Annotated in this window: 13 protein-coding genes; 11 read left to right on the forward strand and 2 right to left on the reverse strand. The window is 26.1% G+C overall.

What is annotated here, in order from left to right:
• Window positions 1-4 precede the first annotated feature (4 nt).
• Window positions 5-760 carry a hypothetical protein gene (locus UPA3_RS01420; RefSeq protein ID WP_006688961.1) on the forward strand — a complete coding sequence of 252 codons (756 nt, stop codon included), beginning with the start codon at window positions 5-7 and terminating at the stop codon, window positions 758-760.
• Here UPA3_RS01420 and UPA3_RS01425 read toward each other — a convergent pair.
• Both UPA3_RS01425 and UPA3_RS01430 read right to left on the reverse strand, forming a co-directional pair.
• The gene (locus UPA3_RS01425; RefSeq protein WP_006688870.1) at window positions 757-1821 is read right to left on the reverse strand and encodes a coproporphyrinogen III oxidase family protein; all 1065 of its coding nucleotides are present in this window, start codon (window positions 1819-1821) and stop codon (window positions 757-759) included. The genes UPA3_RS01420 and UPA3_RS01425 overlap by 4 nt on opposite strands.
• Window positions 1822-1835: 14 nt before the next feature.
• Window positions 1836-2048: a hypothetical protein gene (locus UPA3_RS01430; RefSeq protein WP_006688920.1), complete on the reverse strand. Its 213-nt coding sequence runs from the start codon at window positions 2046-2048 to the stop codon at window positions 1836-1838.
• 179 nt (window positions 2049-2227) lie between these two features.
• Between UPA3_RS01430 and UPA3_RS01435 the strand changes: the two genes are divergently transcribed.
• From UPA3_RS01435 to UPA3_RS01480, 10 genes are all read left to right on the forward strand, one after another.
• Complete coding sequence (locus UPA3_RS01435; RefSeq protein ID WP_006688849.1) at window positions 2228-2773, forward strand: hypothetical protein; 546 nt, start codon at window positions 2228-2230, stop codon at window positions 2771-2773.
• Between the two features lie 2 nt (window positions 2774-2775).
• Entirely contained in the window at window positions 2776-3867 is a 1092-nt protein-coding gene (locus UPA3_RS01440; protein WP_006688913.1) for a nicotinate phosphoribosyltransferase, read from the forward strand.
• Between the two features lie 75 nt (window positions 3868-3942).
• Window positions 3943-4110, forward strand: a complete 168-nt coding sequence (gene rpsU / locus UPA3_RS01445; RefSeq protein ID WP_006688933.1) for a 30S ribosomal protein S21 — start codon at window positions 3943-3945, stop codon at window positions 4108-4110.
• Between the two features lie 123 nt (window positions 4111-4233).
• Window positions 4234-5886 (forward strand): arginine--tRNA ligase, encoded by a 1653-nt coding sequence (gene argS, locus UPA3_RS01450; RefSeq protein ID WP_006688892.1) that lies wholly within the window; start codon window positions 4234-4236, stop codon window positions 5884-5886.
• A 2-nt stretch (window positions 5887-5888) separates the two neighbouring features.
• Window positions 5889-7157 carry a phosphoglycerate kinase gene (locus UPA3_RS01455; protein ID WP_006688945.1) on the forward strand — a complete coding sequence of 423 codons (1269 nt, stop codon included), beginning with the start codon at window positions 5889-5891 and terminating at the stop codon, window positions 7155-7157.
• A 3-nt stretch (window positions 7158-7160) separates the two neighbouring features.
• The gene (locus tag UPA3_RS01460; RefSeq protein ID WP_006688850.1) at window positions 7161-8252 is read left to right on the forward strand and encodes a M42 family metallopeptidase; all 1092 of its coding nucleotides are present in this window, start codon (window positions 7161-7163) and stop codon (window positions 8250-8252) included.
• Between the two features lie 73 nt (window positions 8253-8325).
• Entirely contained in the window at window positions 8326-9045 is a 720-nt protein-coding gene (deoD, locus tag UPA3_RS01465) for a purine-nucleoside phosphorylase (RefSeq protein WP_006688887.1), read from the forward strand.
• A gap of 95 nt (window positions 9046-9140) precedes the next feature.
• Window positions 9141-9533, forward strand: a complete 393-nt coding sequence (locus tag UPA3_RS01470; RefSeq protein ID WP_006688857.1) for an HU family DNA-binding protein — start codon at window positions 9141-9143, stop codon at window positions 9531-9533.
• A gap of 99 nt (window positions 9534-9632) precedes the next feature.
• Complete coding sequence (locus tag UPA3_RS01475) at window positions 9633-11789, forward strand: RelA/SpoT family protein (RefSeq protein WP_006688867.1); 2157 nt, start codon at window positions 9633-9635, stop codon at window positions 11787-11789.
• Window positions 11789-13402 carry a CTP synthase gene (locus UPA3_RS01480; protein WP_006688841.1) on the forward strand — a complete coding sequence of 538 codons (1614 nt, stop codon included), beginning with the start codon at window positions 11789-11791 and terminating at the stop codon, window positions 13400-13402. The genes UPA3_RS01475 and UPA3_RS01480 overlap by 1 nt, the downstream gene beginning before the upstream one ends.
• Window positions 13403-13404: the final 2 nt, after the last annotated feature.

Consider the following 13404-nt stretch of genomic DNA (forward strand, 5'->3'; position numbering starts at 1 on the left):
AAATATGGAACAAATTAGAAATTTAATTGATTTACAAATCAAACTAAAACCAATCCAAAAAGCATTTTATGATGCGTGATCAAAAACATTTATTAATGGAATTGATAATAATAAAGAAACTCATGAACAAAACAAAAAAATTATTTTAGAAATTTATATGATTTTAAAAGTTTTTTTAAACAAAAACCGAGATATTATTTCTAAAATTCCATTAAATCAAGTTAAAAAAATAGCTAATGACATTTTAGAAAAAGAAATTATTTTAGAACAGCCTTTAGTTGATTATTATTACCAAAGTTCATCTTGTTTTATTTTAATACCTTATTTGATTCAAATTCTTTATCAATCTTATCACCTTAATAAACCAATTTATAAAATAATGTGTAAATTTATTATTAGAAATAATTTAGCATTATTTAAAGAATGAGATTTAATTGAACGTCAAACATTGGAAATTATTAAATTAAAAACAAATTTAATTGAAGATAACAATAAGGCAATCAATTTATTTAGTTGTGAACAACGAGAATTACAACACAATCGTTTTGTAAAATTATTTAATAATTTTATTTTAGTGTATTGAACTAAACGAGAAGTTAAATACATAGAGGCAATTCGTTTTTTGATGTATTTTATTTGAATTCCTATCATTTTTATTGTTTTATTAATTTTGATTTTAGGTTTATATTTTGGTTTAAGTAATAGTGAATCCTTAAAAAGTTCAACACAATTCTTACTAGATTTGTTTATTATTAATTAAAATATATCTAAAATAGTTAAATTTAGTAAATTTAAATCATCAATAAGAAGATGATTTTTTTTATTAATACTAACGTGTTTCAATTGATTTTTAAAATATGAATAAGCTTCATAATTAATTTTTTTATTTAGATTTAATCCATCTTTTAACCTTAAACCCATCATTAAAATTTGTTGATATAATTCGTGTTTTGTTAATACTTTTTTAATTAATATAGGGTTTTTTATAGATCCATCAAAAAAATATACAATATTTTTTTCATAGCCATGTGCTCCCCATCCTATTGCGGCCCAGTCTTCAGTTCGTCAATAAGCTAAGTTATGTTTTGCAATATATCTGAAGTTATTTGTTCAATTACATACTTCATAACGATGAAAATTTAATCCTGCAAATTTATTAATTATATAATTCATTTGTTCAATTTCTTTTTCTTCATCGATAGTAATATGGTACTTTTTTAAAAGTGACTGTTCTTTAATTTCTAAACTATAAAAACTAACATGATTAATTTTATGATTTAAAATAAAATTAAAAACATCATCTAAGTCTTTTAATGTTAAGATTGATATGCAAAATAAAAAATCACAAGACACATTATACAATCCGTTTTTATGTAATAAATTAATCGCTTTTTTACTATCTTGATTTGTATGAATAAAATTCATTTGTTTTAACACATCATTATTCATTGATTGAACGTTAAGACTAATGCGATTAATTTTGTATTTTTTGAAGAGATTAATTTGAGTTTGATTTATTAATTCAGGATTACATTCAATGGTATATTCGCAATTATCATCAACATAAGGAGAAATTGTTTTTAATAAAATTTCTAATTCTTGATTGTTTAAACAATTTGGAACACCTCCGCCTAAGTAGATTGTTTTAAATTGCTTTATTTTAAAATTATTAATGTGCATTTTAATATTTTCTAAAAAATTCTTAAAAAATTTTTTTGTTTGAGGAGTTTTTAAAATACGTTTAAAATCAGAAAATATACAAATATAGTTACAAAATGGAATATGAATGTATAAATGTTTAGTTTTTTTGTTAAAAATCATAAAATAGAGATTAATTATGCACTTAATAATCTAAATAATTCAGTAATAACAAAAACTAATAAAACAATTGCTCCGCAAGTTAATATTATTAGAAAAATCGATAAAATAACGCGTTTTTTAAAGTCCATTTTTTTATGTTTTTTTGAATAAATTTGATGCTGATCAAAATCGCTTAAAACGACAGTTTTGGTAACACGGTCTTTTGGGTTAAATGCTTTTGTACTCATTTTAAAAATCCTCTTGATTGCTGAATTATATAAAAAAATAGTTAAACGTAAAACTTATTTAGTCAGCTTGATAATAAAATATCAAACTTGTTATAATTAATAATTATATTATTACTTATCATAAATAAAAATAATTTATTTATATTCTAGGTATCTTGGAGGATTTAAAAGTTAGAATTATGGGATTAAAAAAAGAAAAAAAAGATCGTTCAACGATTCAATTATTATTTGGAACAATTAAAAAACGCAAAATTGCGAACTATTTAATTATTGCTTTTGCCTTTTTAACATTTGCCTTAGCAATTATAGGAAGTTTTGAAGCTATTGCATCAAAATATGCTATTGGCATTGGATCAGGGCTTTCATTATTTATTACGATTGCTTTTAGTGTTTGACGAATTTTAATGATTCATTTAGAAAAAGAATGAAATAAAAGTGAAATTATTTGACAATCCGTTATGGGCGCAATTTTAGTATTATCAATTATTTTTTGAATATGAGCAACAACTACAACAACTATACAATATTCATCACTAAAAGAACATCTTTTATTGTTAAAACAACAAGATTCACGCGCTAATTTTGTTGTTTTAACACAAGCAACAGTGGATGAATTTGGAGTTGCTTTAAAAGGCGGGTTATGAGCTTGAGTTATTACAAGTTGTATTTATATTTTTATCAATACTTTTAATAATATGTTTATGAAAGAAAAAAATTCAAAATAATTATGGGACCAATTATTCCAAATACACGTTTAATTGATTTTAAATTTGATCGAGACTTATTAAATAGTGCCTATACTGCTCATTATTTTATTAAAACATGCAAGATAATTGAATTGCATGCACCAAATCATTCAGTTATTATGCAATTTACACACTTTAGCAAAACACCGATCATGGTGTGTGGAACAAGTGAGGTTTTAGCATTATTAGAGTTTTGTTTATCTAAAAAAGAACTAAAACAATTAAAAATATATTATGTTCCAGATGGACATGTTATTAAACCAAAAGAAGCTTTATTTGTTATCGAAGGGCCATATGAAATTTTTGGCTGATTAGAAAATATTATTGACTCAATTCTAGCACGACGTAGTTCTATAGCAACGAATTGCTATAATGTTTTAAATTTAATTAATGATGAACAAAAAGTAATTTATATGAGTGATCGTTCTGATGATTATAGTTTACAACCATATGATGGGTATGCTGCTGCTGTTGGTGGAATGCAATACTTTGTTACGCAAAAGCAGGTTGAATTTTTAAAAGATATTAATTATGAATGTAAGGTAATTGGCTCAATGCCACATGCTTTAATTCAACAAAACAATGGTCGGATTGATTTAGCATGTGAAATGTTTGCACAAACTTTTCCTAGCGATCCTTTAATTGCTGTTATTGATTATAATAACAATGTTTTAAATGATCTTGAACAACTACGATATATGTTTGATCGTTTGTTTGCAGTACGAATTGATACAGCTAAGGATTTAATTGATGAAAGTTTATTATCGACTTTTAATAATGTTGGTAATCGTGATTTACATGGTTGTAATCCTTATCTTATTGCTTTAGTACGTGAATATTTAGATAATAATGGAGGAAAACATATTAAAATAATTGCTTCAAGTGGGATTGATTTAAATGGTATTAAAAATTTTAATAAACACAATTCTGCAATTGATTTTTATGGAATAGGCACATATTTAAGTCACTTATCAGTTCACATCACTGCTGACTTGGTTTGTTTAGATAATGTTTATGGTGCTAAAGTTGGCCGTAAAATCGCTAAGAATTTTTCTGAAATGATTTTATATTAAAGTTTTTAGAATTTAATGCTGGAAAAGGATTATAATTTTAAATAATCTATTTTTAACAGAAATGTGGGTGAATTTATGTCAAGAGGTGTAAGCGTTGAAGGCGATTTAGAAAAGGCTCTTAAGAAATTTAAACGTATTTCTAATGAAACAAAAAAAGATTCTAAACGTCACGAATATTATTTAAGTCCAAGAATTCGTCGTAAAGAAAAAATTAAAGAGGCTAATAAATATCGTAGTTTCTAAATTAGAAACGCACATGAATCCAACCATTACTTGAATGTTTTGGTTGGTTTTTTCTTTAATATTAAGATTTTTCAGAAGTGCTAGAATTATAAAAATGGTTTATGTTTAAGGAATAAATTAAATATGATTACACAAAAAATAAGTGAAGAATTAAATAAGGCTTTGGCGAAAATGGGTATTCATGATACACAGGAGACAAAGATTCTCGTTGATAAAACTAAAAATATTAAATTTGGTGATTTTTATACTAACATAGCAATGATTTTAAGTAAAAAAAATAATAAGAGTTCTTTAGAAATAGCTAAAGAAATAGCTAATAATTTTGAACAAGATTTGTTTTTAGAAGTTAATTTGCAGCCACCTGGATTTTTAAATTTTAAATTAAAAGCAAAAGATCATGAAAATTTATTGAAACAAATTTATTATGAAAAAGATAGATTTGGTCAATTCTCTAAAAAGAATATCACTTATAATATTGAATATGTTTCAGCTAACCCCACAGGTTATTTGCATATTGCTCACGCTGCTAATGCTATTTATGGTGATATTTTAGCTAATTTATTAAAAATTTATGGATATGATGTAGAAACTGAATATTGAATTAATGATGCTGGAAATCAAATTGATAAATTAGCAATGTCAGTGTTAGTTCGTTATTTACAATTACAAAATATTAATATTCAATTACCAGCAGATGCCTACCATGGGCAAGAAATTCATTTAGTTGCACAAACTTTATACCAAACTTATAAAAATCAATTTATTAATGTACGTTTAAATGAAAAATATGAAATTGATGATGATATTGCTAATCAAGAAATTAAAAATTTTGCAGTTAAATACTTATTAAATGAAATTAAAAACGATTTAGCATCAATTAACACATTCATTGATACTTATACTTCAGAAAATTGAATTCGAAATTCGGGACGTATTTTAGAAGTTTTATCAAAAATAAAACCTTACACTTATACACTAGATGGTGCTTTGTGATTAAAAACAACTACTTTTGGTGATGATAAAGATCGTGTTTTAATTAAATCTGATGGTTCATATACATATTTCACACCAGATATTGCTTATCATGACTATAAATTTAATAAGACAAATACAACTAAATTAATTGATGTGTGGGGTACAGATCATTTAGGTTATATTGCGCGTTTAAAAGCGGCAATGAATGCTTTAGGTTATGATCCAAATAATTTAGAAATTGTTTGTGCTCAAGTAATGAAATTAGTTAAAAATAATCAAGAATTTAAACTTTCAAAAAGGAGCGGACAATCATTAACAATCAAGGATTTAGTTGAAATTATTGGTAAAGATGCATTACGTTGATTTTTAGGGTCATCATCTATGAATTCGCATGTTATTATTGATGTAGATATTGCCTTATCAAAAAATAACAATAATCCTTTATATTATGTTCAATACGCACATGCTCGTGCCAATCAAGTATTAAATAAACAAGTTTATGAATTAGATTTTAAAACTGATCTATTAACAGAAACACGTGAACGTGAATTGTTGAATCAACTTCATTTCTATAAACAAACAATTGCTAATGCTGCAAATAATCGTGAACCACACCGAATTAGTAATTATTTATATGACTTAGCTCAAATTTTTCATAATTATTATGCAAATGTTAAAATTAATAATGATAATAATAAAGTTCTATCAGCACAACGTTATACATTAGTATGATGTGTTAAACAGGTTTTAGCTAATGGTTTGGCAATTATGAAAATAACTCCATATGATCAGATGTATTAAAAATGAATAGTTTAAATAAAAAAAGTATAAAAGATCTTGATGTAAATGGTAAAACAATAGTTTTACATTTAGATTTAAATGTTGTTGTTGATTATGAAAATAAACGCATATTAAATGATCGTAAATTACGAGCATCACTACCAACTATTAATTATTTAATTAATCATAACGCTAAAATTGTTATTTTAAGTCATTTAGGTCGAATTAAAACCTTAGCAGATAAACAAAGTGGTAAATATAGTTTAGAAATTATTGTTGATGAACTCCGTAATCGTGTATCCAAGAATGTTAATCGTGTTGTATTTTCACCTTTAAATTATGGAGAAACGGTCGTACAAATGGTTAATGATTTAGAAGAAAGAGACATTTTAATTTTAGAAAATACGCGTTATTGTGATATTAGTGATGAAGGTGAATATGTTGGGCTTGAATGAGATGGTTCAGAGATTTTAGGACAGTTTTGGGGAATGCTAGGGGATATTTTTATTGATGATGCATATGGAGTTGCTCATCGACAATTATCATCAAATTATCAAACAGCTAAATTTGCTAAAAAAAGTGCATTAGGTTTTTTAATTGTTAATGAAATTAACCATCTAGATATTGCTTTAGAAGTTCCTAAAAGTCCGTATTTAGCTTTAATAGGTGGTAACCGTGTTGCTGATAAAATTGCAGCAATTGAAGTATTATGTGAACGGGCTGATCAAGTTATTATTGGGGGAGGATTAGTCTATACATTTTTATATGCTCAAGGGTATAACGTTGGTTTAAATTTAGTAGAACGCAATATGATTGATGATTGCAATAATATATTAGAAAAATACGGTAAAAAAATTTTAATTTGTTTTGATTTTTTATGTAACAATGATTTTAGTGATACAAGACCGATTTATCGTAAAATAGATGAAGGTCTTGAAGGGTTATATGGTTTAGATATTGGTAAAAGAAGTTTAAAATTTATTAAACATGAAATTTATCGTTCTAAAACTATTTTACTAAATGGTCCCTTTGGTGTTATTGAAAATATTAAGAATTATGCACAAGGTACTACTGAAATATGTAAATCAATGGCAAAACAAACAACACGTGGCGCTTATACAATTATATGTGATATCGATACTTCGAGTCATGCTGAATACCTAGGATTAGATAAATATATTAATTTTATATCTACTGGTGGGGGCGCTAGCTTATCATATATTGAAGAAGGAGTTCTTGATGGTCTTGAAACCATTGATAATGTTCCTTTAAATGTTTTAAAGAAGGAGTAATTTATGAGTAAATTTAACGAAAAAGAAATTAGAAATAAAGCAATTGAATATATGGAAATATATGGTATGTCACGTCATGAAGAACGTGTTGCTTCCAAACTAAAAGCATCATTAAAAGATGCGGGAGTTGATTATGAACGTGATAATTTAGGTTCAATTATTTTTAAAAAAACAAATTCAAATAAAGGACCTAAAATCTTAATTGCTACACACATGGATGAAGTTGGTTTTGTAGTTCAACAAATTCTTGATAATGGTCAATTACTATTATCAATGGTAGGTGGTGTATGGCCTAATATTGCTATTGGATCAGTAGCAAAAGTGTATGTTGATGAACAACGTCAATATACTGGTGTATTTGGCCATACTTCAATTCATATCTTAGAACCTGAAGCACGCAGTAAAGCAGTTCCAGTTAAAGAATTATTTGTTGATTGCGGTTTTAATTCAAAACAACAAGCTATTGATTTAGGAATTGAAATAGGTACGGAAGTTTATATGGAAGGACCAACTTTAAATTTTTATGATGAAAATTATATTGTTGGTAAAGCTGTTGATAATCGTGTAAGTGTTGCGGTTTTAGATTTATTAATACATAGTTTAAAGGACAAAGTAATTCCCAACCAAACTTATTTTGCTGCAACAGTGCAAGAAGAAGTTGGATTACGTGGCGCAAAAACAGTTGTTTCAAAAGTAAAACCTGATATTGGGATTGTTATTGATACAACAACATCACACGATACATACAAGTGTCCAGAGGGTGATACAAAATTAAATGATGGTGTATGTATTAGAATTAAAGATGGTGGAACTTTAGTTAATCCTAAATTAGTAAAATATTTTGAAGAATTAGCTATTAAACACAACATTCCTTTATATAAATATGTTGCACGAGGAGGCGGGACTGATGCTGAAGAATTGCAATATGGGCCTAATGGTGGAGTATTAACAATTGGTTTGTCTATCCCACAACGTTATTTACATGCTCCAATTGGCGTAGCAACGGTTAAAGATATAAAAGCAGCCTTTGACTTAGTACGTGAGTTTTTAGAAGTATTTGATGAAAACGAATTTGAAAAAGTAAAATTTAAATAATTTTTATATCAAATAAAAACCTTTTAATATAAAATTAAATATCGTAATAAATTTATTTTTAGGAGAATAAAATATGACTGCACATAATCAAGCTAAATTAGGAGAAATAGCTAAAGTAGTACTAATGCCAGGGGACCCAATGCGCGCTAAATGAATTGCTGAAACTTTTTTAGAAAATGCAATTTTAGTTAATGAAGTTCGTGGCATGCTATGCTATACAGGAACATATAAAGGCAAAAAAATATCAATTATGGGCCATGGTATGGGAATTCCTTCGATCGGAATTTATTCATATGAATTATATAAATTTTATGAAGTTGAAACAATTATTCGTGTTGGTTCAACTGGTTCATATAAAAAAGATTTGAATGTTAATGATGTGGTTTTAGTTGAAAAATCATATAGTGATTCTACATTCGCATCACTGATTGGTGCACAAGTTGGCGATGATAAGGTTTTATTACCATCAAGAGAAGTTAATAATTTAATTAAAAATACTGCGAAGGAATTAAATTTAGAATTATCATTAGCAACTTGTCATGCTTCTGATGTGTTTTATAATAATGATTTTCAAACATTAGATGAAATTATTCATCGAACTAAATCCGATTGTGTTGATATGGAATCATTTGGTTTATTCGCAAATGCACAAATTTTAAATAAAAATGCAGCAACTTTACTAACAGTTAGTGATTCATTGATTACAGGTGATGCACTATCACCCGCAGAGCGTGCTAATACTTTTAAAAAAATGGTAACATTAGCCTTAGAAAGCGCAATTAAATTACTTTAATTTTAAAAATAAATAAATTATTATTTAATGGTTAATTTTTATAAAATTAATTATAAAAATAACATTTACTAAATTCAAAGAAAGAACAAAGCCTTATGAATGCAAAAATTAAAGCCAAAACACGTTCACAAATGATAGATGAATTATCAAAAATGTTAAATATTGAAAAAAAACAAACAAAAGCATTTATGGATACTTACGAAGCTTTTTTAATTCTTGAATTATCACGAGCTAAAGAAGTTCGTTTAGGAAATATTGGAAAATTCAAGGTTAGTGTACGTGCAGAACGTAAGGGAATTAACCCTAAAACGGGTGAAACTGTAATTATTCCCGAGAAAACAATTCCTAAATTTACTTTTACTAAAGGAATTAAAGAAATTATTAATGCTGGTATTTCAATTGATAATGAAAGAGTATCGATTGATGATAATGATTTTGATGATGACGATGAATTTGTAGAAGAGTACATTGTATCAGAAAATAATTAATTAATAATATGAAAACACGAGTTTTAATAACTCGTGTTTTGTTATTATTTAAATAAGTATAATAAATGATTATAACTTATTTTTAATAATGGAGTAATTATGAATGAATTAGTTAAAAAAAAATTAGATGATTTATATGATTTTCTTAAACAAAAAAAATATTCAAGCCAAACCATCGAATTAGTCCATAAATCATTTGATTTTGCAAACTATTATCATGGTGATCAAACAAGAAAGTCGGGAGAACCATATATCATTCATCCAATTGCAACTGTACGAATTTTAGCTTCATGAGATATGGATGAAAGTACATTAGTAGCAGGTATGTTACACGATGTTTTAGAAGACACAAATTGTCCAGAAGAAGTTATGGAAAAAACTTTTGGTAAAGAAGTGACGCAACTTGTTTGTTTTGTAACAAAAGTATCTCTTTATTCAAAAAATCGACGTAATAAAGTTTCACACACCAATCTTGAAGAAAAGTATTCAATTCAAGTGTTTATGTCAATGACACAAGACATTCGTGCTATGATTATTAAAATTGCTGATCGTTATCATAATATGCAAACTATTCAATACTTACGTTTAGAAAAAGCGAAAAGAATTGCAACAGAAACACTAGAAATTTACGCAAATATTTCTGGAAGATTAGGGATGTATCGTGTTAAAACAGATTTATTAGATATGTCTTTTAAAATTTTAGACCCACAAAATTATCAATTAGTAAACGATTCAATTAATAAATTGGTTGAAAACAATCAAAAAAAATGAAATGAAATTTTAGCTCGTTTAAAAAATATTTTAATAGCTAATAATATTAAGGCTGAATTTGAATGGCGTCTTAAAGGTATTTACTCAACATATAAAAAAATAACTAGTGGTTATGAAGTTAAAGATATTCATGATATCTATGCTATACGTGTAATTTTAGATGATGTATATTTATGTTATCAAACATTAGGTTTAGTACACATGAATTTTACGTATATTATTAACACTTTTAAAGATTATATTTCAACACCAAAATGAAATTTATACCAATCTATTCATACAACAATTTCGTATGAAGGAACTTTAGTAGAAATTCAAATCAGAACAACAAAAATGAATTTATTTGCTAATAATGGTTTAGCAGCACACTGAAAATATAAAGAACAAAAAGATAATAAAACTGAAATTTTATTAACAGTTAATAATGTTTTATTGCGTGATTTTTTATTGAGCACAGATAAAGGAATTAAAACTATTAAAGATGTCACAACCGGAACTATTTTTGATGTACTAATTCTTAATTCTAATAAATGAATCACTGTTTCAAATGGTTCAACATTATTAGATGTAGCATATAAATACGATATAAATAATTTTTTCAATATTTTAGCAATTTATCGGAATGGTGAGCGTTCACATTTTGACACGCATGTAGAAACTGGCGATACAATTAAAATTAGTTATTCAAATGGAATTGAAACAATTAGACCAAACTGGATTACATTAGCTAATAATGATGTTGTTAAATTACATATTAACAATCATTTAAAAAAATATGAACTGAATAAACAAATTACAAAAGAACAATTTTTAGCTAATGCTGAATTTTTTTTAGAAGGCAAAATTATGAGTGAAGAGCATGCTATTAAAAGACTAGAAAAAGAATTTCAAGTTAATAGTATCAATACTTTTTTAGATAATATTGCTAATACTGACATTGATTTACAAACAAAATATAAAGTATTTTCAGAAAATAAACAAGTTTCACGTGAAGCAATTAATACAATTAAAAATCAAGCATGAAAATGATTAGCTGATTCTTCATATTTTAGTGGTCTAGAGAACTTGTATTTTACAGATTTTGAAATTTCGCCTTGTTGTTCTAAAATTCCTGGAATTAATTGTGTTGCTAAAATTGTTCGCAATAAAGTAGAAATTCACCGCAATGATTGTTCTAAAGTTAAAAATTCTCGCTCAAAAACAATTGTAATTGAATGATCAAAAGAAAAACTTGAGAATCGTCCGCGTTATTTTAAAGTTAACTTAACATTAAAAGGCAATTGAAGTGAATCTGTTGGAAATGTTTTATGCAACACATTAATACGCATGAAAGCAAATATTTCAAAAGTTGATATTAGTAAAAATAAGACTGCACGCACTCATGATACTTTTTTAAAAATTTATGTAAAAAACTTAGATCACTTACAAAAGATTATTTTAGAACTTCAAGCTAAAAATGTTATTAATGAATGGAGATTGATCTAATGAAACATATACAAAAAACAAAATTTATTTTTGTAACTGGTGGTGTTTATTCATCATTAGGTAAAGGGGTTAGTGCTAGTAGTATTGGTCGAATTCTTGTTGAATTAGGATATAGTGTTGCAATGCAAAAGCTTGATCCATATTTAAATATTGATCCCACTTATTTATCACCATTACAACATGGAGAAGTATTTGTTACAAAAGACGGTAAAGAAGCAGATTTAGATTTAGGTACTTATGAACGTTTTATTAATGCTGATTTAAATAAATATGCGTCAGTAACTTCAGGAAAAATTTATTATGAAATTTTAACAAAAGAGCGTGAAAATGGTTTTGACGGTAAAACTGTTCAAACTATTCCACATGTCACATCTGCAGTTATTGATTACATTAAAAAAATTAAAGATAGTTTAAAAACTGATTTTATTATTGTTGAAATTGGAGGAACAATTGGAGATATTGAATCGCTTCCATTTATTGAAGCTATTAGTCAATTTAAAACAATTTATGGTGTAAATAATGTAATGTTTATTCACTGTTCACCGCTTATTTATATTGAAAAAGTAGGTGAATTAAAAACAAAACCAACTCAACATAGCGTTAAGACGTTACGTTCATTAGGAATTAATTTAGATTTATTGTTATTAAGAACTAATCAAAAATTAGATGAAGTAACGATTAAAAAATTAGCATGATCTTGTGGATTAGATATTGATATGATTTTTGCTGCTTATGATGTTGAGTCAGTTTATTTATTACCAAATGTTTTGTTTGAGCAAGGGATTCATAAAACTATTTTAGATTTTTTTAGTCTACCTTTAAAAAATGATAATATTAATTCATGAATAGATTTTACTGATAAAATTACAACCTTTAAAAAACATAATTTAGTTATAGGTTTAGTTGGAAAATATGTTGAATTACCCGATGCTTATAAATCAGTATTAGCGAGTTTAGAATTAGCAGCAATTGAATTAAATATTGATTTAAAGATTAAATATATTCAACCCCAAAATTTAAATGAAAACAACATAAATGAAGAACTAAAAAAAATAAATGGTATTGTTATTCCAAGTATTGCAGGTTCAATAAAAGGCTGACCAGGAGCTTTATTAGCTGCATCTTATGCAAGAAAAAACAATATTCCATTTTTAGCTGTGGGAACTGGCGTTAATATTGGTATTGGTGAATTCATTAATAATGTACTAAAACTTCCAATTGAATTTATTAATTTAGGCAATGGTGATTTTAGTTTTTTAAAAGACGCTTTCGTTAAAAATGAAATTGAAAATTATCGAATTGGAGAGTATTGTTCTAATATTCAAGCTAACACTATAACAAGCCAAATTTATCTCAAACAAAATCAATTGAACGAGCGCCATCGTCATCATTTTGAATTTAACAATCATTATATTAATAATTATTTTTTAAATCAAAATTGAAAAATTGGAGCAATTTCAGTGGATAATAATTATATTGATGTTTTAGAATACACAAAAAATCATTTTTATGTTTTAACAATTTTTAATCCAGAATATACATCAAAACCTTCAAAGGCAAATCCTTATTTTATTAATTTATTAAAGATGAGTTTAAAAATAAAAGAAAGTTAGAA

It is taken from the genome of Ureaplasma parvum serovar 3 str. ATCC 27815 (assembly GCF_000019345.1).
Taxonomy (GTDB): Bacteria; Bacillota_I; Bacilli_A; order Mycoplasmatales; family Mycoplasmoidaceae; genus Ureaplasma; species Ureaplasma parvum.